Origin of the sequence: Halorhabdus rudnickae, assembly GCF_900880625.1 — an archaeon.
Lineage (GTDB): Archaea > Halobacteriota > Halobacteria > Halobacteriales > Haloarculaceae > Halorhabdus > Halorhabdus rudnickae.
Map to the genome: position 1 here is coordinate 1484822 of NZ_CAAHFB010000001.1, position 22217 is coordinate 1507038.

A 22217-nucleotide genomic window follows, 5' to 3' on the forward strand; every position below is an offset into this window, starting at 1 on the left:
TGTGTCTGCGTTTTGCGATTGGTATATGCTTTGTGTATTATTCATTAGGCGACTCTCGTTTGGAATTTAACCCATGTAGTCCGTGATAGGGGCGTCGTTGAGGTACGACGCGATGACGTCGTTGATCTGGTCGTCCGACAGATCGTCGTTGAGGTAGTCGTTGACAGCATCGTTGAGGCCGTCGTCCCCGACGACATCGTTGCTGTCGACGTAACCCGTGTACCAGTCAGTCGGGACATCATCGAGTTCCAGCTCTTGGAGGCTGATACCGGCCGTAGTCGTCCCGGACACCAGGTTCTCAAGCTGGCCCTCGTTGAAGCCAGTGTATTCATTCCCATCAGCGTCCACGAAGGTCGCAACGACGCGGTAGTCCTCGCCTGTCGGGACGTTCTGGAAGGTGAACGAGCCGTCCGTACCGGTGGTCACCGACCGATTCTCGAAGGACACGAAGGCACCGGTCGAGTTTTCGATCTGCAATTCGATCGTAGCGCCCGGAACCTGCTCCTGATTCGCGTCGATGACGTCACCTTCGATGTTACCGGTAGTGACAAGTTCGACCTCTGCCTGATCAGCGATAGCGTTGATGCTGTCAGTGGAGCCGTCAGTCCGGTACTGGGTGTTTTCAGAGTTCGTGATCGACGCCGTGATGTTGACGATGCCGGTCTGCGTCTCAACGCCTTCGATCGCCGTGTAGGCGACTCCGTTCGAGTTCGTCTCAACGGTGGTGTTGACCAAGTTGGCCACACCGGAATCACGGATCAGTTCGAGGTCGATCTCCTCATTCGCGGCGGACGTGAAGTCAGCCGGATCCTGGCCGACCTCGCCGGAGGCGACTTCGATCTGGACCTGACGACTCTCCGTGTCGGGGAGAGTGGTCGACTTCACAAAGTCACCCTCCGCGTCAGCGACGGTCACGTTGAGGTCGTAGGCCTGCGCTGTCTCGTAGAGGACGTGCGAGTAGACGTCGTCCTCGCCGCTGCCTTCGTCACCTGCGATGGTGTTGTTGACGTCGAAGTCGGCCACGTAGGTGTCGCCTGCCAGGCCAGTCTGAGCACTCAGCGTGTTGCCGTTCGAGAGTGTAGCCTCGGACGAGTTGAAGACGTCGTAGTCGTCCTTCTGGACGTAGACGTTGAAGCGCGGACTGTCGCTGTCAGCGCTGCCGATAATGCCGTCGATGACGGCCATACCGTTCTCGTTCGTCTCGTCGACGAGGAAAGCGTCACCAGACAGGTCGGTGATGCTCTCCGCTGCGTCGAGGTTCTGGGAAGCGTTCTGGTAGGCAACCCACACGGTCGCATTCTCGATTGGCTCACTGTCGGTGCCAACGACCTGGTGCTGGGTGGCCTTGTCGCCCTTCAGGAAGTACGTGACGTTGCCGCTGTCCGTCAGAGGGGACGTCTCGTTCTGCGCGGACGCGGTGAGCGGCTGATCCGCGATCGGATCGAGGTTGTTGGATTCCAGCCGGTCACGCGTAGCGTTGTCAGCCGTCACCTCGAAGGTGGCGTAGCTGACGGTACCAGCGCTGACCTTGTCGTAGTCACTGTCGAGTTGCCAGGTGTCCGACCCGTTGATCGTGACGGACGTACCGCGGTCAAGCGTCTCGTTGTCGATGAAGTCACCCACAGAGACGCCGTGCGTCCCACCAGTCAAGTCGTACGCATCACCGGAAATGTCAAGGGAGACATCGAGCGTGCCGGAGATGCCATCGTTGGCCTGGTTCTGGGTGACCACAGCGAACGTCTGAGTGTTCTCAGACTCGCCGTCGGCCAGCAACGATCCCTGGTCGCTGTCGACCGGCTGACCGTTATCGTTCACGCGAACGATTTCGAGGTGCTGGGCATCGAGGTTGGACTGCAGTTCAGGGAAGACCGTCTCCTCGTTGTTGTTGACCGTGAGCTCCGCAGCACGGTTGTCAGCCTGGAACCGATCTTTGTTGGCCACAACGATGTACTCGACGGGACTGCCGGAGGTACCGACTGCCAGATCCTCGTATCGGATCCGGTTGTCGTTCGGCCCACCGTCGGCGACGCCAGTTGCGACGACGTTCGTCGAATCAACGGAGCCGACGTACAGCGTCGTATTGGCGTTGTCGATCGGGAAGCCTTGGGTGTTGCGGACTTCCGCAGTGACGGCGCCTTCCGTGCTCTGACCACTGACGTAGAACTCGGTCGCCGCAGCGTCCTGTTTGTCACCCGAGATGTTGTCCGCGAGGTAGACACCGTGGTAAGTGTCCGTATTCGCGGAAATCCCAGCGTTGAGGTAGTCATCGTAGGTGTTCGGCGTGAACGTCAGCGTTGTAGACGCACCACCAGCCAGCGACGTGTTCATCTGGCTGGCGACCGTCGTGGTCGCCGAATCGCCCAGTACATTGGATTCAGTACCGTCCGCAAGGAAGCTGATGTCCGTGTTCTGAGCGGACGAGCCGACGTTCTCGACCGTCACCTCGACGGTAACGCCCGTCGCGTTCGGCGCGACGCGCGGTGCGTCGACGTTCGTCACGACGACTGTCTGGACCTCGACAGACGCAGTGGCAGCCTCAGCAGTGCTGCCGGAGGTCAAGGAACTGCTCTGAGCGGCTGCAACATCGTAGCTGCCTGCACTCAGACCAGTTGTGTCAAGGCCACTGAATGGGACGTTATCGCCTGCCGAGAACTGCCCATTGGCTATCGTCGTGTTCGGTTCGCCTGAATTGAATGTGCCGCTATCGTCTGTGTCAATCCAGACGTGTAGGTCTGGACTTCCACTATCTACCACCACGGTCCCACTGACAGCATCTCCCTCGGCAACTGGGTCGTTGTCAAGAGAGACGCTGTTAGCGGCTGCTGCGGCCGATCCGGAGATGGCTACCACTCCGGCAAAGACCGACAGCACCATGAGGGTAGCGAGGAAGGCTGCTCTCGCCTTCTCATATGGTGTTGAATTTCCTGTCATGTATTATCTATGATTGTGTGTCATTTGGTGAACAATACACCTGGTCGATTGTTGTTGTAGTAGTGCTCGTGTCCATGTTTTGGACCGTCAGGTCCCTCAGTCCGACCCACTCGCTCGCCGCGAGTTTGGATTGGGCGACTGGGTACTGACGGTTCACGTTCGAACCAATCTGCCGAATGAGGTAAATGCTTTCTGGTTCACCCCGGATTTGACAACGGGGCGCAAATCGATATATAGGTACTCCAGTCCGTGATTTCGACCGTTTGAGCGATACTGAAACACTCCGCTACCAGAAAGACTTTAAGTAGTATGTGGATTTCGTATTGGAGAGACAATAATATAGATATCTTCCATCCACACTCCCAAGCGCTCTCAGATTATGCGTCTCCACGAAAAACGATCGCCCGGCGCTTACTCGATGGGCGTCCCATTGAGGTACGACGTCACGACGGTATTGAGCCGTCGATCGGTGAGATCCCCTTCGAGATAGTCCTTGATCGCCGCGTTGATCCCGTTGGCGTCGACCACGTTCTTGTCAGTGACGTAGGGCACGTACCATTGCTCGTTCGTGGTTATCTCTGTGACGGTCGAGATAGACACTGATCCCAACGACGCGTTAACGGTCACAGGATAGGAGCCATTGGCCACCTCCGGCACGTCGAGACGGAACGTCACGTCGGCCGATTCGCCCGGTCCTGGGACCGGCTCTGAAACGCCCAGCAGAGAGAAGTTACTGCCAATGACCTCAAGGGAATCCGGGATGGACGTGAGCTGAACCGACCCGGAACTCGGCTGGGTAACCCCTTCGTTAACCACTGTGTAAGTCAGGTTCGCGGTCGTCCCCGCTGGGGCATGAACCTGTTTCGGCCCCTCGATCGAAAGCGTCTCGGAGGCACCGACCGTCAACGACCCGACTACCTCGCCGTCGGGGGTGTAGACACCGTATTCGACCGTCCCGACCTCGTTTCCGTCGGTCGAAATCGTGAACGATACCGACTCGCTGGTACCGGCCCCGAGCGAGACCGATTCGCTGTCGACTGTCTCTCCGTCGACGCGTACCTCGGCCGTTTTCGTATCCGAGACGTCACCGGTATTGGTCACAGTCGCCGAGATGTCGACAGATTCACCGGCAGTCACCGTGATGTTTCCGGGTTCGAGGGCCGACAGCTCGAACGTAGCCGGTTCGAGGACCGTCAGCGTGCTCGTCCGCTCGTCGTGGGGACTAGTAACCGAATACGAGTGTGTCCCCGGATTCAGATTGGTCGTGTGGAACCCAGGAAAGGAGACTGTCGTACTGCCTCCGGGCGCAAGGGAGACGGACTCGCTATCGATCGTCTGCCCATCGAGACGGAGTTCGACCGTCTCCGTGCCGGTTTCCGAGCCGGTGTTTGTGACGATCCCGGAAACAGTCACCATCTCACCCTGGACGACAGACGTCCCGCCGGGGGAAAGACCCTCGATCGAGAACGTAGCACCATCGGCCGGGCTGCCCTCCACCGCCTCAGTCGCGACGACCAGGCCGTGGCCGCTGCGCCTGTCGATCCCGTCAGCCTCAATGTCGACCGCGGCGTCCTGCAACCGGGTCCGGACCTCGGCCGGTGACAAGTCCTGGCTCCCATCTTCGAGATCCTGTGCGATCACGAGAGCGGCTACGCCGGACACGTGCGGAGTAGCCAGAGAGGTACCCGAAACGCTGACAAGCCCACCACCTCTCCCGGTCGTGGTGATATCGACCCCGGGCGCAGCCAGTTCGACCGTATCACCTTCAGCACTGTAGTCCCACGTTTCGTTCAACTGATCGGTGGCTGCGACGGCGATCGCCCCGTCGTACCGAGCTGGATACGTGACTTCATCAGTGGACACATCGTCGTCGCCGGAATTGCCCGCCGCGGCGACGACGACAGCGTGATCACTCGCGTCGTTTATCCAGTTTTGGTAGGAGGAATACCCACCAAAGGATCCCAGACTGAGCGACAGGACATCGGCGTCGTCGTCGGTCCCGAGCGTCCCGTCTTGGCCCTTCAACGATGCGTCAATACCGTCGATGATCCAGCTGAGGCGCCCCACTCCGCTCTCGTTCAGAACTTTCACCGAGTACACGTCGACCCCGGGAGAAACACCTACGACGCCATTCCCGTCGTCAGCAGCGGCGACAACGCCGGCCACAGCGGTCCCGTGGCCCTGATTGTCCAGTCCAGCGTACCGACCGTACTCTTCAACCCCGTTGGCGAAGTTCGCTCCCCACGCCACATCTAGATCATCGTGCCTGAAGTCGATCCCAGTATCGAGTACCGCAACGTCGACCTGTCCCACGGCATCATTCGAGACAGATCCCCATGCTGACGGTGCCGAGATCCGGTCGATCCCCCATGGGACCAGCTGACTGGCCGTGGTGGCTTCGTCGGATGTCGAGACCGTCGACTCTGTCTCGTTCGGCGGTTCGATCCTGACGCGACCGTCGTCGAGAACCCGGACGACGCCTGGCCGGCGTTCGAGCGTCTCAAAGGCGGCCGGCGGCCCCTCGGCGAACGCTACTGGAATGAAGTCGACATCGGTACCGCCGGTCACTTCGATCCCGTCCGGCATCACCATCGTATCCCGGACAGACTTGTCTTTGAATTCGACGATCTTCGCGACGTGTTCGACCCCGTTCGTCTCGTTGTCCTGTGAAGCACTCGCGTCCGCTGCCACGGAGGCAGGTCCATCGGCGAGTCCGACTGCTCCGACAGCCGGTGGAACCACCAATGCGGCGACAATTATAACTATAGCTACCAAGACTGTCGTCCCGATACCCCGGTGTGACATTACTCCATCTTATCCCACCGGTATCCTAACCCTTTCCACTCTGCCAATATACCTGACACATTGTATTGACGTGTCACACAATGCTGCCCACGCCATGGAATAAAAAAACAGCTGTACTACATTGCGAGAATGGCGGCTGCTGTCGGAAACCGGACAACAAGTGAGGATGGACACAAAGCCTATACCCCCGTGTATTCCTACCGTTGGATATGAGCAGATCCAAGCGGATCCTCGTCGTTGTGGCCGCCGTCACGTGTGTTTTGGCGGGGGCTACACCCGCCCTGGCGGCGCCGGGCGACGGCGAGATTCAGCAGAGCGTTTTCCGGGAGAATATCGATGACGTCGTCGAGATCCCGATCGACATCTCCGACGGCGGTAAGGCGACACTGACGGCCACGGGTGGGACCTACGAGCGGTCGGTCACCGTCGCCGACACTAACGGGGACGGAGAAGTCGTGGTCAAACTAAACACGCACGCCGAACGCACCGGTCGCGGAGCCGGTTATACGGCCGTCGCACCCGATAGGGTCCTCACGCGCACCGAGCGGACCGGTGGGATGACGACCGGCAACCACATGCTCGAACTCTCGATCGACGGCACCCATCGGGATACGTCTCTCCTCCGGATCGTCGAGGCAGAAGCCCGGAGCGCCCGGACAGTCGCCGCGCCAGGCGACTTCAACGTCACGGACGGCACGCTCTTCGGTTCGCTCCCGACCGTCGAATCCGTCGCGACTGGAGACTTGGGCGTCGTGGCCTTCGATGCCGACGGCCTAACGGGTCCGATGAACGTCGAAAACCCGCCGGGCGAAAATCTCGTGTACGCCGACCCGGCCACGCCGAAAGAACCGACTCGACACACCGCCCGTGTCGAGGCTGGCGACCGAAACGAGACGTTCAAGACTGTCAAAATAACCTACGCGACGGAGAGCGGCGCCGTTCCCAGGCAGTTGACGGGGATGAATGTCCAGCGCGTGAGTATCGACAGCGACGGTGACGGTCGCCCAGACCGTACCCTGACCGGATCAGTAACCGGTACGACTGTGGGCGAAGCCGGAACGGCGACCGTCTCGTTCACTGACCGGCACACGCTCGGGGCCAACGAGACGCTGTACCTTGAGTACGACGGGCTCACAAACCCGTCGACGGACGGGACGTATGCAGTCTCCGTTACAGTCGGTGAGCACACGCACACGGGTGAGGTTGCCTACGGGCCGGCCGGCGACGGCGTCTTCGGCAACGGCGTCGACGTGACCGTCGCGGACGAGGCCGGGATGTTCGTCGATCCAATGCCGTTCGAGTACGTCCTTGACGGCGAGGTCGACACGCTTTACGTCACGCTGCCCACGGACGAGCCAGACACGATGGACGTGCGTCTAAGCAAGCCGAACCCGACGGACGGGGCGACTGATTCGCTGTCGACGAGCGTCGAGGTCGTCCCGCGCTCGATCTCGTTCGACGATCACGACCTCGAAGACGGCAAGTTGACGGTCTTCGGGTCGAGTACGCTCGCACCCGGGAGCGACGTCGAGCTATACATGCACGCCGAGAACCAGTTCACGTCCAGGCTATACGACGTGCGTGCGGTCGTCAACGAACAGAGAGGTTTTCAGACGAGCGTCGACGTCAGCGACCTCCGAGATGACACGACCGTGCGTGTAACGCCCCAAGCGGACGACCTGCAAGGGACGAGCTATCGATTCACGCTTGCCGAAGCCTCCTGAGCGAACAGCGCCAAGACTGTCGCAGTAGGCGAGTTCGACCACCCCCGGACGACCATCGAATCGAGAGCGGAGCGGATGTCGAACCCGTCGCGAGAACCCTCGGAAGACGAAAAGCACGAGGACGGTGGGGGAGGGCGAGGCACCGCCACCGATGACGAGGGCACAATCGGTCGGAGCGTATCCTACGAAATGAGAGATGAAACGACGAACATGCGGCCCTTCAATCCGGTCCACATTCGGCCATTCAATCCGGTCCACCGATCAGTTAGGGGGGGAGAGCATGGTTGCCACACGGACGAAACTGGGATGAAGCACTCTGCTGGCGGTCTGATCCGGCGTCACGTTCTGCCCGACACCGAGACGATTGGAGAGATCGAGATGTCGACACTGACGAGAAATCACCGGAGACGACACAATGCAGTAGAGACAGACCGAAAGCGGGCGAACGGACGGCGTTAGGGGATGACGATGGCGACGAAGCGCGCGAGACCCGTCCGGTCGGTCGTGTTGAACCGGTCCCAGAGGAACAGTCCGGGGGGCAACACGAGGATCGACGCGACGAACGAGTAGAACACGCTCAGCGCGATCAGCAGACCGAAGTCCCCGAGGACGGGCGTGATCGCGAGTGCGAGTGCCCCCGTCCCGATCGACGTCGTGAGCATGCTGCCGGCGAGCGCTCCGCCGGTTCCCGACAGCGTCGGCATGAGTGCCGACTTCGCGTCTGCCTTCTGGTTGTACTCGTCGGTGAACCGGTGGGTGATGTGTACCGAGTAGGCAACCCCGAGCCCGATGGCGATCGAGAGGATCATCGTGGTCAGTCCGTTCAGCGACATGCCGAGTGCACGCATCGTCCCGAGGAGGAACGTGACGGCGACGCCGATCGGGAGCACGTTGACGACGCCGAGCCCGGGTTTGCCCTCAAGGATGCCGTAGGCGACGACGAGGAAGATCGCCGTCAGTAGCAACGCCAGAATCATCCCCTGGATGGCAGACTGAAAGAGGATGTCCGAGATCGCGGCGAAGATAACCGTCTGTCCGGTGGCGGTCGCGGTGTACCGGAAGCTCTCGGCGTGTTCAGCGCCATCCGCGGAGACCTCTTCCTGACTCGCGTCAGCTTTCACCGAGTACTCGATCTTGGCACCCCGCCGGTCGTCGGCGAGGTACTGGCTCGCACGGTCACCCATCGGCGAGGCGAACAGTTCGTCGTAGATCCGATCGAGGTTACGGTCGGGGACGCCGTCGCCGTTCCGGTCGTTGCGCTCGACGAGCGCGGCAAACTCGGGGTTCCGATCGGCGTAGGACTGGATCACCGTGACGATACTCTCGGCGTTGGCCTGGCTGCCCTCTCCAACAGCGAGGCTACTCGGCGGGCTATCATCGGGTGCAGTCAGTGCTTCGAGGGCATGGGACTCCTCGAATGGACCCTCGACATATATCAGCAAGGACTGGCCGAGGTTCGTCTCGAAGCGATCCTCCAGCAGGTTGAGGGTCTCGGTAACGGTGTAATCGCCGGGCTGGAGCGCGGCCGGGAAGTACTCGACGTAGCCGGCCTCCTCCTCCGGCGGGAGGAAACTCTTCTGATCGAAGGTCGTGTCGACGCCCGAGCCGTACGCCCCAGCCCCGGCACTGAGTAAGATAACAGCGACGATCAAGAGGAGCGGTGCGTACTGGCCGACAGTCGCCGACCCTGCGAGTATGCGTCCCAGCACCGATTCCTCGGAGGAGATCGGGTCGGACCCGAACTCCGGGATGCCGTATTTCTCCCGGAAGCGATCGACCAGGAGCTTTGCGGCCGGCAGGAACCAGCCGAAGATGAAGTACGTGAACACGATCCCCACTGACAGGGCGATCCCGAGTTGGCGAATCGGCTGGAGGTCCGAGACCAGATTGGCCCCGAAGCCGATCACCGCGGTCACGGTGACGATGAGGAACGCGATCGCGAGCTGGTTCGTCGCAGTCTCCATCGCCGGAATCGGTTTGACTCCCTCGATGGTCTCCTCACGGTAGCGGTTGACGACGTGAATACCGAAGTCGACACCGACTGCGAGCAATAACACCGGGACGATAATCATCTGTTGACTGAACGGGATCCCGGAGTATCCAAGGAATCCGAACGTCCAGATGATCGTCATGACGAGCCCGACCAGCCCAAGCACCAGATCGAACGGATCCCGGTACGCAACGACGAGGAAGGCGAGCAACAACAGGAGTACGACCGGCATGACCATCGTCATCGAGTCGCCGATGATGTTGTTCAGCTCGGAGCTCATAATGCCGGTCCCGTATGCCCGGATGTCCCCGCTCGCATCCTCGGTGAGCGCATCGATCGACACCTGGATGTCCTGCAGTTCGTCGTCACCGAACGACGACGGGACGTCGTGTGAGACGAGGGTTATCGAGGCAGAAGCGGTAGCCTCTCCACTGTTGAAGTCGTTCGAGAGGGCCCGGGAAAACTGGGGGTTGTTTGCGAGTTTTTGGATCGTCCGTCTGACCTGCCGGTCGGTCGCCCGTTCGATTGCGCGTCGCTGCTGGGCGATCGTTTCGGCCTCGGGGTCGAGTGCCTGGGCGACACTGGTCGCAGGCCCGTTCGCCGAATCCATCCGGAGGTTATCTCTATCGTCGATACGTTCCAGCAACCGGAGTTCATCGAGGAGTGCCTGGCGAGTGAGAACGTCAGACCCCGTGTGAATGAGCTGGGTCGTTTCCTCGCCGTTGGAGAAGGGGTCCTCGAATTCCTCTTGGATCGAGTCGTAGGCTTGCTGTTGGGGGATTCCCTCGGTGAACGTGTCCTCGACGTCCGATGACGTCTGGATCAGCGGCATCCCAGCGGCCAACACGACCGTCATGACGAGGAAGGCTACCACGACCGGTCCAGGATGGGAGACGATCCGCTCGTTGGTCCACCGGACGGACTCTTCGATCCACTCGCCAAGCTGGCTCATCTATTGATCACGCAGGTAGTAGTAACCGCCTCCGAGCGCGACCAGCAGGACGATACCGCCCCCGATCAGCGGGATCGGCAGCCCACCGCCATCGTCGGCGGGTTCGACGACCGTCACCGCCACGCGGGTCGTGTCTGAGAGCTTGCTGTCGCCATCAGCGTCGTCATATCGGAAGTCCAGCGAGATCGGATAGGTCTTCTCCGTCACCGCGGAACTCCCGGCAGTGAGCTCGAAGGTCATCGTTGTTGTCTCACCAGGTTCGATGGACTCGGCGTAGCCTGTGTCCGTATCCCCGGTATCTAGCGGGTCATCGGCGAACAGTCGCCCCTCGACGTCACTAACCGTCTCGTCGAGGTTGTTCGTGACTTCGACCGACAGCATGGTCGATCCGCCCGACTCGATCGTCCGCTCGGCCAGCGCGACCTCGAACTGGTCGCGCTCTTCGGCGACATCAGCCTGGACGTCGAGTTTCTCGTAGAGCCGTTTCTCGTCGTCCGTGTTGCGGTAGCTGACCGCCACGTCGATCGACTTCTGGCCGGGCTCGGCCTCGCTGTTGACCTCGATCGGCAGCGTGAACGAGGCCGATTCGCCGGGATCGAGCGATCCGACGGCCGCGGACTGCTCGATCGGGATCACCGTCGGGGCGTCGTCGGCATACTGGACGACCACGCTCCCGGCCGCTTGAGGACCGGTGTTCTCGATGGTGCCGCTGATCTGGCCGTCTTCACCCACGCGCAGCGTCGATTCGATGTTCGAAAGCGCGAACGACTGTTCGGGGAGCGTTTCGATCCCAGCCGTCATCGAGGAAGATTGCTGTGGGATACCGTCACCGTCCTCGTAGTTGACGGTGAGGCCCATCGTGTACTCCCGGACGCTGGCGCCGGGTGCCAGCGACACGTCGTAGGTGACGCTGCGAGTTTCGCCAGGTACCCACTTGCCGATGTGGCTGCTAGCGCTGGGTGAGCCGGAATCGAAGCCCATCGACCCGCTCTGGGAGTTTGCGACGACAGTGGCGCTGTGGGCGGTCTGGGTGCCGGTGTTGCGTAGGGAGACGGTGACCTCACTGGTGTCGCCGACCTGTGCAGTCCCGGTTGTTTTGAGGATTTCGAAGCGGGCGTCCTCTTCGACTCTGACGGTGATTGAGCCGGTTTTCGTGACGGTGTACTCCGTCCGATCAACGCTGCCCGAACGGTCGTACGTGATCTGGCGAGTGTAGAGATACTCGTACTCGATGGGGATCTTGTACGTACCGGGATCGGCACTCTCGGCGACCGTGATCGGGACGGGCTGGGTCAGACTTCCCACGGGGACCGCTCCGGATTGTCCCGCGGTGACTTCACCCGATTTGACGTCGATCGGCACGTTGCCGTCTTTGAACCGGAGCGTCATCGCCCGGGCGGTTGAAACCAGGTCTTCGTAGTCTGGCGGACCGGTCCGGGAGACTTCCCCGCGGTTCGTGATGGAAACGGAGAGTTTACTGGCGCTACCAGCGGTGACGGCGCCGCTTGCCGTGCTGAACGTGATGTCGGGTTGGCCAACCACGCTCTGGGTCGGTTGAGCCTGCGCGGAGACAGCCGCGGGGATCGCTGCAACGCTCGATCCCACCACGAGGGCCGTCACCAGGAGGGTCCAGAAGCGATTCGATCGTGAACGGATACTCGGTATCATTGCTTGAACGAGGGTTTATCTGTCAATAAGGATTGGTAGTGCATGGTGTTCGACTTGCTGTTCGCGGTGTTTGACTGAACGTTTAGTGAGCACCGGTCCTGGATTAAGAATCTTTTGATCCAGCGACCCCACGGCTGCTCAGTTCGGTCCGGCGACTGTTCGAAACGGGGAACGGTATCACGCCGGTGAACTGAATCCGTCCATCCGTGGAATGCCATCAGGCAGGGGTAAACGCTGAACGAAGGAGTACTTCCCGCAGGATATAGTCGGGGTTTTAAGAGGCGCTGGCGTGCTCGCCCCGCATGAAACACACGCGGGTCACGTTGGGTTTCGACAGCGAGACGACGCCGAAGCTACTCACCCGACTCGGCGATCCGTCTGTACTCGGGGAAACAGAGTGATCGGCTGGAACCGGGCACCACGGGAGATATCGACGTTCCGCTACGCGATCGAAGGAGACACCGAAGCGTTCGTCGCGGCGGCCCAAGCGACGGACGCCATCGAACCGGTTCGGCTCGTCGGCTCGGAGGAAACAGTGTCGTACGTCTTCTTGACGGCACGCGAACGCCTGATTCCGGTGATGGATCAGATCTTCGAGACGATCGCTCGCGCCGGGGTGATCGTCCACCGACCAATCGTCTGGCAGGATGGAAAGATACACTGTCACGTCAGCGGCGATCCAGAAGCGCTCCAAGGGGCTCTCGACGCGTTGCCCGACGAGATCGATTGCCGGATAGACGAGATCGGGCGGTTCCCCTGCGGGCGGACGAATCCCGCCAGCACGTCGGGCGAGCGCCAGCGCGAGGCCGTCACCGTTACTCTTGACCTGGGATACGACGAGAACTCTCGGGCGGCGACCCAGGGGGATATCGCTGCGGAACTGGAGTGTGTGACCAACACCGCCAGTGAACATCTACAGAAGGCGGAGGCGAAACTCGTCCGGGCCGGGATCGAACGTATCGATTCGGGATGCGCATAGCGGAGGCGATCCAGTAACCAGGCCATCTGACTCACTGTTCGCTCATCGCTTCGCTGGCCATGTTTCGACCCTGTGCGTTGAGCGTGACTTCAGTCCGAGTCCGGACCTCGTCGACGGCACCGAGCGTCAGCAGCCGCTGGTAGATCTCCTCGACCTCATCGACGCTGATACCGACGAAGTCGGCCATCTCGAACGGTGAAACGCCGGAATACAGCGCCATCAGGACCTGGCTTTCGGTCTCGCTCAGTTCGTACTCGCCGTCGCGCGCGTCGACGATCTGTTCGAAGAGCGTCCCGAGGACGGACGTGTGGCGCTCGGTCCCGGACAGATAGGTCTCGACGCTCCGTCCCTCGGGGTCGGTGTGTTCGATCTCGACAACCCGACGCTGGGAATCCATGACCGTCCGAGACTCGACGTCGACGGTCCCGACGTCCTCGAACGCACAGGCGACCTGCTGTCCGTCTGGGTACTGCAGGGAGAACGACTCGTCGTCGACCAGAAAGCGGGCCTTCGTCCACTCCGCGTCGTCTTGGACGACGCCGCCGACGACGGCGGGGTGGCGAACAAGCAATACAGCGCCGGCGAGGTTCGCCCGGCAGTACGCCAGAGTGATGTCCTCGGCGTCGGGCGTCGAGACGACGATCACGTTCGATCCGATCCGAATCGGGATCTCCCCGGCCGTGTCGTCGACGAACTCCCCCGGATCGTCGGGAATGATGACTTTCCCGTGCGGGATCGAGCGGTTCGATCCGTCGGCGGCCAGCACCAGGCGCTTGTCGGTCAAGACCACCCGACAGGACTGCCAGTCGCTTTCGGCGACGCGCTCGCCATCCCTGACGGCGTAGCGGTAGTCCCCGGCCGCATCCAGCAGTTTCCGTTCCTCCTCGCTCATACCCCGTGCGTGCCCGAACATTCGAGAGAGAGGTGCATATATGTTCTCACCGTCCGTCGGCGGGAACCGGGGCGTGCCGGCTTCTCACAGCGGAAGCTCATCGACGATCGCGTCGACTGTCCGGACGCTGTGAGTGACTCGAAAGGGAATTACGGCCCCCTCGCCACACGTCGCGTATGAACGTGCTTACGTACGCCCGAGACGCGCTGTCGACCGGCCCGCTGTGTGACGCCTGTCTCGGTCGTCCCCTTGGCGACCGAAGCTTCGGACTGGGCAACGGCGAGCGTGGTCGCGCACTCCGGACGACAATCGCGCTCGAAGACGACGAGTCCTTCGAGACGGCCGACGCCGGGGAGTGCTGGGTCTGTGAGGGGGTCTGTGACGGCTTCGATGCGTGGGCCGAGCGCGTCGTCGAGGCCCTCGCTGGCTACGAGTTCGACACCTACCAGGTCGGAACACGAGTGCCGGCCCTACTCGAGGAGAACGGACGGCTACTCCGGGAAGACGCCGGTCTCAATGCAGATGCCGGTGAGCCGCTCAAGCGGGAACTCAACCGCGAGGTCGGCAAACGCGTGGGTGCCCACGTCGACGCCGACGTGGACTTCGAACGCCCGGACGTCCAGGTCACACTGGATCTCGACGCCGACGCGGTCGACATCCAGATCAACTCCGCGTTCGTCTACGGTCGCTACCGGAAGTTACAGCGGGACATTCCACAGACTGAGTGGCCCTGTAACGACTGCAACGAGACGGGAACGATCGACGGCGAGCCCTGTCCGGGGTGTGACGGGACGGGGTATCGCTACGACGAGAGCGTCGAGGAACTCACTGCGCCGGTCGTCCGGAAAGCCATGGACGGGACGGAGGCGGTCTTTCACGGCGCCGGCCGCGAGGATGTCGACGCCCTGATGCTCGGAACCGGCCGGCCGTTCGTCATCGAGGTCAAGGAACCACGGACGCGAGACGTGGACGTCGATCGCCTAGAGACGGACATAAACGACTTCGCCGACGGGAAAGTCGAGGTCGAGGGGCTCCGCCTGGCGACTCACGACATGGTCGAACGCGTCAAGGAACACGACGCGAGCAAGACCTACCGAATGACCGTCGCCTTCGAGAGCCCGGTCGAAGCCGCCGATCTGACGGCCGGACTCGAGGAACTCGAAGGCGAGACGATCGAGCAGCGCACGCCAAACCGCGTCGCCCATCGCCGTGGTGACATCGTCCGCACGCGAGAGGTCTACGAAGCGAGTGGCCAACTCGAGGCCGATGCGGGCGAACAAGCCAACGTCGAGAAGGCGAGCCGAGCCACGATCGAAGTCCACGGCGAGGGCGGGCTCTACGTGAAGGAACTCGTCTCGGGCGACGAGGGCCGGACCGAACCCAGCCTCACCGGATTGCTCGGAGTCAGCGCCGAGGTGACAGCCCTGGATGTGCTCGCGGTCGAGGGCGAGGACGAACCGTTCACGGACGAGGCGTACTTCCGGGACGTAGACGAGACATGACGAACGATGGAGACGTGGGGAGAGATAGCCTCCGCGCAGGCGTCGACGAGGCCGGCAAGGGGCCGGTACTGGGGTCGATGTTCGCGGCCTGCGTGGTCGCCGATCCCGCCGATCTCCCCGAAGACGTCGGTGACTCGAAAGACATCGCCCCGACGCGACGCGAGGAACTGGCGACGGCGATCAGGGAGTGTGCGGCGGCAGTCGCCGTCAGCGAAGTCAGCGTCGAACGGATCGACGATCCGGAGACGGACATGAACACACTGACGGTCGTCGCTCATGCGGAGGCCCTCGAGACGGTCGCCCGGGACAGCCTGGCGACGTACCTCGACGCTGGCGATACGAACGCCGTCCGGTTCGAGCGTCGGGTCGCCGATCGGATCGATGCCGACCTCGATCTCAGGGCCGAACACGGCGCGGACGAATCCTATCCGATCGTGGGGGCCGCAAGCATCCTCGCCAAGGTCGCCCGGGACGCTCACGTCGCGGAACTGGCCACCGAGTACGGCGATGTCGGCAGCGGGTATCCGGGCGACGCGACGACCAGGGAGTTCTTAGAGGAGTACGTCGCCGAACAGGGCCGCCTTCCCGCCTGTGCCCGTGAGAGCTGGCAGACCAGCCGGGATGTCCGTCGACAAGCCGACCAGGCTGCACTCGTGGATTTCGAGAACGGAGACGATCGGGATTCTCTCGACGATAACGAAGACGAGGGCCAGGCTGCCCTGGACGACTTCTGATTACCTCGGAACGATTCGCGCTCACTCCTCACCCACAAAGACCGTCTCCAGACGGTTGCCACAGTCCGGACAGCAGAAAGTCTGCCACTTCTTCGGGTCGAGCCCGCCAATCGTCTCCGTGCGGATCACGTCCTCGCGGGCGACTGTTTGCTCGCAGGTCTCACAGTAGAACTCATCGCTGTCGCGATCTGCCATCGGCGGCCGTTCGTGGCCGTTCGTAAAAAGGTCGCCGGACGGGCTATTCTTCGAGAACGAGGCTCCGGAGGATGTCCCCGTAGGCCGGGCGGGTGATGAGCACGCCGATCAACACGCCGACGATCGTCACGATGGCGAACCCGGTCAGGTCGCCCAGCGAGAGGACCGTCAGCGGGCTCATCGCGATGATCGTGGTGACGGCAGCGACGCCGATCACCCAGAAGGCCTTCCGGAAGCGATCCTGGAAGACCCTGCCGGTGGCGATCTCACCCCGTTGTAAGATCTCGTCGGCGATTATCACGAGGTCGTCGACCCCGGTCCCGATCACGGCGATGAACCCGGCGATGTGCGAGAGATCGAGCGCCAGCCCGATCGAAGCCGCGAAGCCGAGCAGCAGGTACACCTCGGCGGTCGCAGTCGCGAGCATCGGGATCGCGACCTCCTTGCGCCGGTAGCGGATGAAGACGACGATACTGACCGCCAGCCAGGTGACGAGGCCGGTCACCAGCGCGAGTCCCTTGAATCGTTCAGCCAGGCTGGGCTGGAGGTAATACGTCGTCCCCGCGGTGAGGTTCACGTTCGTCGGCATCGTCCCGACCCGGAGGCTGATCGAGAGCTGGCGGGCGTCGGAGTAGTTGCCCGTCTCCATGACGAAACCCGGATTGTCGGCGAACGTCTCCTGGCGGAACTCCTGGGCGAGTCCGTCACCCAGCGGTGCCGTGTAGATCACCTCGCCGTCCAGCTCCGTGACCAGACAGTAACTCCCGTCGCCGCCGGTCGAGGCGCCGTAGTCACAGTTGCCGACCCCTTGCGTCGAGAAGTCCAGCCGGTTCATGGCGTCGGTGAAGTTCCGTGCCGGGTCAGGTTTGACGTTCGCCGGGACGTTCGGTCGCCGAACACCCTGTGAGGGGTTCGCCTCCTGGGCGATCCCGATGTTGGTGAAGTCCTCGCCGTACAGCACTGTCTCGTTGGTCGTCTCGTTGCCGACGCGACGCTGGGCGATCACTTCGACGACGCCCCGTGTGCCGATGAGTTCCTCGACCTCGGACTGGTTTGCGCCCGGCACCTCGACGACGGCGAAGTATTCTTCACCGCCGGCCGTGGAGATGACGCTCGCAGTCCCGCCGGTCAGGCCACCTTCGTTGATCTTGTTGTTGAGGACGTCGATGACCTCGCTACGCGTCTGCTCGGTCACGCCCTCCCGGACGGTCTCGGGATCGTAGCCGGCGTCCTGAAGAGTCGTCTCGAGTTCGTCAGTCCCCACGTCACCGGCGAACACCTCGACGGTCCCCGATGCGTTCTGGTAGGCCGTCACGCTGACGTCGATCGGGTCGACATCAAGCGTCGATGCGAGCGACCGTTCGAGCGCGTCGGCCTCTTTAGCGTCGATCGGGATCCCGTCGGCAGTCACACCAACGAATGGCGCCCGGATACGGGTCCCGCCCGCCAGGTCGAGACCGTAATTGAGGTTCGTGAAGTCACCGCCTGGCTGGGTCCCGTACGTCTCGTTGGTCGTCGCCACGTCGGTGTCGTTGACGGCCGTGGGTCCGCCATTGCCGCCGTCGCCGCCAGCGAGTAACGACCCGAACGGGAAGATCGCGATCGTACTGAGTATCAGCAGGGCGACGAGCATCCAGACCCGCCAGTTCTCTCTGAATTTCAGATCCATGGTTATCGGGCCACCCCCTCGTACTTGTACCAGCGTAGCAGGCTGACGTTCATCATGTAGGTGTTCATCAGGTCGGCCGCAAGCCCGAAGACGAGGATCAACGCGATGTCGGGCAACAGCGGAATGCCGAGGACCGTTGCGACGATCGTCATCACGATCATCGCCACGAGCGAGGTGAGCGTCATCGTCACACCGGTCCGCATCGCCCGGTAGGTACTCTCGTAGAACCCACCCCGCCGTCGCAGGATGTGGTTGTTCAACAGGATATCCGAGTCAACGGAGTACCCGATCAACATCAGCAGTGCGGCGACCGCACCCAGGGTGAGGTTGATCCCGAAGACGTTCATCAACGCGACGGGGATCATGATGTCGGAAAACGCCGAGGCGACGACCGCAATCGACGGTACGAACGATCGAAAGACGATGAAGATGAGGATGCTCATGCCGACGAACGCAGCGGCAACGCCAAGCAGTGCCGTCTGCTGGGCGCGCTCCCCGAACGCCGCCGAGCGCTCACTGACCGAGCACAGCGACGGTCCCCCAGCTGCCGAACACGTCTGACTCTCAGTATACCCCTCGTCACGGAGCGCCGATTCGACAGTTTCGGTCCTGTCGGGCTGGACCGTGATGATGTACTCCTGGCCACCGAGACCGACAGGACGTATCTCCGCCCCCTCGCCGGCGAGTCCTTGAAGCGTGGCCTGCGTGTCTTCAGTTGCGACGTGGAACTCCGTCCCGCCCGTGAACTCGACCCCCGGCGTCACGGGTGTGCCGGTGAGGAGGTACACACCGGCGATGATCGCCAGTGCGATCCCCAGGACCGCCAGCGGAACCGCGAGCAGCTGGCGGTTGGAATACCGGGTGTAATCGACTTCCGGGACCTCGAACTCAACCATGAACGGGAGTGTGGCACGCCCCTGAATAAGCCTTCCTAAAGCGTCCCGGCTGTTCGCTCGTGACAGTCCCGTGGGGTCGATTTCTGGCCCGCAGGTAACCCGACGGAGTTAAAGGTCACCGGTCCATGCTTCGCCAGGGATGAATGACCTCACCACCGGACGTTCGTACGGGGACGTCCTGCTCGTGCCACAGCGCTCGCCTGTCGACAGTCGCGACGACGTCGACCTCTCGACGCGGCTGACTCCTGGGATCGAACTGGATCGGCCGCTGCTCTCGGCGCCGATGGACACCGTCACCGAACGCGAGACGGCGATCGCCCTCTCGCAGTCGGGCGGCTTCGGGACGATCCACCGCTTTCTTTCGATCGACGAACAGGCCGCCGAAATCCGGGCCGTCGTCGAGGCTGGCGAACGCGTCGGTGCGGCCGTCGGGATCAGTGAGGGGTATCTCGAACGGACCCAGCGTGCGCTCGAAGCGGGTGCCGACGCCATCGTTCTGGACGTGGCCCACGCCCACCTCGAACGCTGTCTCTCCGCCGTAGAGACCCTCGTCGACGAGTACGACCCCGAGAATCTCGTCGTGGGCAACGTCGCGACCGCCGACGGGGTCGAAGACCTCTACGCCGTCGGTGCCGACGCAGTAAAGGTCGGCGTCGGTCCGGGATCACACTGCACGACCCGGAAGGTCGCCGGCGCTGGCGTCCCGCAACTGACGGCCGTCGATCAGTGTGCCGACGCCGCCGATTCCCTCGACGTTCCGGTGATCGCCGACGGCGGGATCCGCAGCTCCGGGGACGCCGTCAAGGCACTGATGGCCGGCGCTGACACGGTCATGATGGGGAGCCTCTTCGCCGGGACCGCCGAATCCCCCGGTGAGGTCATCGAGGTCGACGGCGAGCGCTACAAACGCTCGCGCGGGATGGCGACGACCGCCGCCGCGGAGGATCGCACCGACAAGGAGACCGACGGCCCCGCGGCCGACGAAGGCGTCGAGGCGATGACGCCCTACAGCGGACCGGTCACGGACGTTGCCGACGGCTTCGCCGCCGGGATCCGTTCGGGGCTGAGTTACTGTGGCGGGCACACGATCCCCGAGGCGCGCGAGAACGCCGAGTTCGTCGCCGTCGAAGCCAGCGCCCGCGAGCGCGAAGGCGCACATTTCGACCACGACTGGGAGAGTGTCGTCGGCGACGGCAACGAGTGACGCCGTCTTGCGGCCCCGCAACGATCTCCCGAAGTACCGAACGCTGACGAGCGCTCTACGGTAAGTACCGGACGCTGAGGACCCCCTCTGCGGTCCGGATCTCGACACGATCGACACCCAGCCTGGCGGCCCGACGCAAGGTGGCGTCGTCATCCTGGACGTCAGCGACCGCCTGCTCGGTCTGTGCTTCGGGGACTGTCAGTACGTGCAGTTCGCCCTCGCCGGCCCGTTCGCGGGTCGTCACCTCGCCGGTGTCCTGCTCGGCGGCGATCTCCCGGGCCTGTTTCGTCGGCCGCTCGGGGCTGCGCTCGATCGGAATCTCCCGACGGCTCTCGACCGAGCGTAGTTCCCAGGTCACCTCCAGTGGCGGTTCGGGCGCGATCGTCGCCTCCAGGACCTCGCCGACGGAGAGGTCGGGATGGGCAGCGAGCGTGTGGACCTGCGCGTCCGTGGTGTCCGTCAGCACGGCCGACTCCGCGTCGACGTTCGTCACGACGAACGTCCCCGTCTTCTCGCTCATACCCGTCGAGAGGAGCTCGACTCCCTTTGTTTCACCGGTAGCGGCGGCGATCGTACGTGGTGAGTGCTTTCACCGGTAGCGGCGATGAACGAGTAACATGATCGCCGCGGCGGCGATCGGGATGATCGGCCAGGCGGGCTCTGGCATCGCGTAGAGTAGTTCGATCGCGGGCGCGAACAGTCCCTCGGCCGCCGGCCGGGTGACGGTCTCGCCGTCCAGTTTGAAACTGGGTGGCATCGAGGCGACCAATCCAAGGTACAGCGAGAGGACGAACAGGAATCCGGTGGCGGCCATCGCCCGATCGTATCGGGCGTCGTCACGACCGTGACGATGCCGGCGGGCCACCGACAGTGTCGGGGCGAGCAGCGGCACAACGGCGAACAACGCAACGACCACGTAGAACGTCCGGGCACTCATCAGGAGTCCGCCGGGGTTGCCGACACTCCGTCCAATGAGCGTCACGACGCCGAGAGCAAACACCAGCGTCACCAGGGCCGCGACCAGGGTACCGACGACCACGTACAGCCGGCAAAGTCTCGAGTCGGTCGCGCCGAACGCGTAGCGGATCGCACCGAAGAACCCGCCGTAGGCGTCGTCGGTCATCGTATCGGTCACGCCGCGGTATAGTGCACGTCGAAGTGATAAACACCAGGATCATCTCAGAAGCGCAAGAAGCGTAGCTCCTTTGGGCGTACCGATCTTCGATCGGCCCATGAGAGCGATACCTTGGACCGAACGAGCGGACATCTCGGCGATCGGGGAGGCGGGACTGTGGGCGATCGTCGGCCTGTTCGGGAGTCAATTACTTGCGATACCGATCGTTTCAGTCGTATTTCTCCTGACCGGGTCGGTGTCCCCCACGTTCGAATATGCCGCCGTGATGGTCGCCAGCGGGATCGGGATGGTCATTCTCGCCGGTGTCTACTTCCACATTTACGATCGCAGTCGAACATACCTCGACATCAGGATCCCGAGTCTTCGAGATCTGGGATACAGTATTCTCGGATTCATCCTCTTGCTTGGTGGACTGATGGGGATCAGTCTCGTACTTCAGGCCCTATCCGTACAGACCGCCCAGCATAGCATCTTCGAAACGGTCGATCGGACTGGGAACGCGGAACTCTACCTGGCACTCATCCCGCTCTCTTTTCTCGTGATCGCACCGACTGAGGAGGTCTTCTACCGGAATATAGTCCAAAAGTCCTTGTATGACCGATTTGAGCGCAGTCACGCAGTGCTCATCGCCAGCTCACTTTTCGCACTCATTCACATCCCAGCGTACCTCACGAGCGGCCTCGGCCCACTGGTGACGACGATCCCGATCCTGTTCGTCCTCGCACTGGTTCTGGGAGAAAGCTACCGTCGAACCCGGAACCTCACTGTGCCGATTCTCGTCCACGGCGCGTTCAATGCTTTTCAGTTTCTCGCCCAGTACCTCGTTGAAACGAGAGACATCGCAGCGATTATATCCCCCTGAGTGAGCAGCTCGCCCCATCGCTACGCAAGCGCGATCCTGTCCGACGAAAGTCTGACGTGGTTTTATGAACTGATAAGAG

16 protein-coding genes are annotated in these 22217 nt (G+C 62.3%); 6 read left to right on the forward strand and 10 right to left on the reverse strand.

Annotated features, from left to right (window positions below):
• Positions 1 to 66 precede the first annotated feature (66 nt).
• On the reverse strand, positions 67 to 2931 hold the full coding sequence (locus BN2694_RS07380) for a carboxypeptidase regulatory-like domain-containing protein (protein ID WP_135663794.1): 2865 nt from the start codon (positions 2929 to 2931) through the stop codon (positions 67 to 69).
• Positions 2932 to 3342: 411 nt separating this feature from the next.
• Positions 3343 to 5736 (reverse strand): S8 family serine peptidase, encoded by a 2394-nt coding sequence (locus BN2694_RS07385; RefSeq protein ID WP_135663795.1) that lies wholly within the window; start codon positions 5734 to 5736, stop codon positions 3343 to 3345.
• A gap of 209 nt (positions 5737 to 5945) precedes the next feature.
• On the opposite strand from BN2694_RS07385, the gene BN2694_RS07390 reads away from it, so the two are divergent.
• The gene (locus BN2694_RS07390) at positions 5946 to 7460 is read left to right on the forward strand and encodes a DUF7827 domain-containing protein (protein WP_135663796.1); all 1515 of its coding nucleotides are present in this window, start codon (positions 5946 to 5948) and stop codon (positions 7458 to 7460) included.
• A 455-nt stretch (positions 7461 to 7915) separates the two neighbouring features.
• Here BN2694_RS07390 and BN2694_RS07395 read toward each other — a convergent pair whose 3' ends face one another.
• Together BN2694_RS07395 and BN2694_RS07400 are read right to left on the reverse strand one after the other, a co-directional pair.
• Positions 7916 to 10402 carry an efflux RND transporter permease subunit gene (locus BN2694_RS07395; protein WP_135663797.1) on the reverse strand — a complete coding sequence of 829 codons (2487 nt, stop codon included), beginning with the start codon at positions 10400 to 10402 and terminating at the stop codon, positions 7916 to 7918.
• Entirely contained in the window at positions 10403 to 12070 is a 1668-nt protein-coding gene (locus tag BN2694_RS07400; RefSeq protein WP_135663798.1) for a COG1361 S-layer family protein, read from the reverse strand. It lies immediately after the preceding gene.
• 397 nt (positions 12071 to 12467) lie between these two features.
• Here BN2694_RS07400 and BN2694_RS07405 point away from each other — a divergent pair, with 397 nt between their 5' ends.
• The gene (locus BN2694_RS07405) at positions 12468 to 13049 is read left to right on the forward strand and encodes a helix-turn-helix domain-containing protein (protein WP_135663799.1); all 582 of its coding nucleotides are present in this window, start codon (positions 12468 to 12470) and stop codon (positions 13047 to 13049) included.
• Positions 13050 to 13080: 31 nt separating this feature from the next.
• Here BN2694_RS07405 and BN2694_RS07410 read toward each other — a convergent pair whose 3' ends face one another.
• Entirely contained in the window at positions 13081 to 13941 is an 861-nt protein-coding gene (locus BN2694_RS07410; protein ID WP_135663800.1) for a CheF family chemotaxis protein, read from the reverse strand.
• Between the two features lie 176 nt (positions 13942 to 14117).
• Here BN2694_RS07410 and BN2694_RS07415 point away from each other — a divergent pair, with 176 nt between their 5' ends.
• Positions 14118 to 15443 (forward strand): tRNA pseudouridine(54/55) synthase Pus10, encoded by a 1326-nt coding sequence (locus BN2694_RS07415; protein WP_135663801.1) that lies wholly within the window; start codon positions 14118 to 14120, stop codon positions 15441 to 15443.
• Positions 15440 to 16177 carry a ribonuclease HII gene (rnhB, locus tag BN2694_RS07420; protein ID WP_135663802.1) on the forward strand — a complete coding sequence of 246 codons (738 nt, stop codon included), beginning with the start codon at positions 15440 to 15442 and terminating at the stop codon, positions 16175 to 16177. The genes BN2694_RS07415 and rnhB overlap by 4 nt, the downstream gene beginning before the upstream one ends.
• Positions 16178 to 16198: 21 nt before the next feature.
• On the opposite strand, the gene BN2694_RS17050 is transcribed toward rnhB, so the two are convergent.
• The 3 genes from BN2694_RS17050 to secF are packed head-to-tail and all read right to left on the reverse strand — an operon-like array spanning position 16199 to position 18937.
• Positions 16199 to 16372: a hypothetical protein gene (locus BN2694_RS17050; RefSeq protein WP_167879982.1), complete on the reverse strand. Its 174-nt coding sequence runs from the start codon at positions 16370 to 16372 to the stop codon at positions 16199 to 16201.
• A gap of 43 nt (positions 16373 to 16415) precedes the next feature.
• Positions 16416 to 18041: a preprotein translocase subunit SecD gene (locus BN2694_RS07425; protein WP_135663803.1), complete on the reverse strand. Its 1626-nt coding sequence runs from the start codon at positions 18039 to 18041 to the stop codon at positions 16416 to 16418.
• Between the two features lie 2 nt (positions 18042 to 18043).
• Entirely contained in the window at positions 18044 to 18937 is an 894-nt protein-coding gene (gene secF, locus BN2694_RS07430; protein ID WP_135663804.1) for a protein translocase subunit SecF, read from the reverse strand.
• Between the two features lie 139 nt (positions 18938 to 19076).
• Between secF and BN2694_RS07435 the strand changes: the two genes are divergently transcribed.
• A complete protein-coding gene (locus BN2694_RS07435; protein WP_135663805.1) occupies positions 19077 to 20141 on the forward strand; it encodes a guanosine monophosphate reductase in 1065 nt (354 codons plus the stop codon).
• A gap of 55 nt (positions 20142 to 20196) precedes the next feature.
• Here BN2694_RS07435 and BN2694_RS07440 read toward each other — a convergent pair whose 3' ends face one another.
• Both BN2694_RS07440 and BN2694_RS07445 read right to left on the reverse strand, forming a co-directional pair.
• The gene (locus BN2694_RS07440) at positions 20197 to 20661 is read right to left on the reverse strand and encodes a DUF5812 family protein (protein WP_135663806.1); all 465 of its coding nucleotides are present in this window, start codon (positions 20659 to 20661) and stop codon (positions 20197 to 20199) included.
• A 69-nt stretch (positions 20662 to 20730) separates the two neighbouring features.
• Positions 20731 to 21276, reverse strand: a complete 546-nt coding sequence (locus BN2694_RS07445) for a hypothetical protein (RefSeq protein ID WP_135663807.1) — start codon at positions 21274 to 21276, stop codon at positions 20731 to 20733.
• Positions 21277 to 21373: 97 nt separating this feature from the next.
• On the opposite strand from BN2694_RS07445, the gene BN2694_RS07450 reads away from it, so the two are divergent.
• Positions 21374 to 22138, forward strand: a complete 765-nt coding sequence (locus BN2694_RS07450; RefSeq protein WP_135663808.1) for a CPBP family intramembrane glutamic endopeptidase — start codon at positions 21374 to 21376, stop codon at positions 22136 to 22138.
• The last annotated feature ends 79 nt before the right edge of the window (positions 22139 to 22217 follow it).